At 58.2% G+C, this 294-nt stretch carries 1 protein-coding gene; it reads left to right on the top strand.

The genetic code is table 11. The features are described 5' to 3' along the window. Positions 1-239, top strand: a 239-nt coding sequence (locus RVY79_RS18940; RefSeq protein ID WP_317466104.1) for a hypothetical protein, incomplete at its 5' end; no start/stop codon positions are given. Positions 240-294 lie beyond the last annotated feature (55 nt).

The raw sequence follows: 294 nt of genomic DNA, 5'->3' as shown, positions 1-294 counted from the left end.
AATCCCCTTCCGAGACAGTGCGTCAGTGCGCGGACCTAGTTGGATACGTGCATGCAAGCGAGCCGGATCTCGCACCACTTGGTTCAGTCGCCACCGACCACGCAACCATTGCAACTGCACTGCACGCTGCCCGACTGCCCAACATCTCCATCGAGATGCTCACGAAGCCCGAGCAACGGCTCACTTCGATCGAGAACGCCCTGCAAGTCGCAGTGCAAACTTACCGAACCGACGCATGAACTGGATCAATGTTGCTATCGTCGTCGCCGGCATTCTGTCGAATGCGTCTGCCAG

The organism is Chromohalobacter sp. HP20-39, from assembly GCF_033052815.1.
GTDB lineage: Bacteria > Pseudomonadota > Gammaproteobacteria > Pseudomonadales > Halomonadaceae > Chromohalobacter.
The sequence above is the reverse complement of the archived record's forward strand: the minus strand, read 5'-3'. Positions and strand labels throughout refer to the sequence as shown.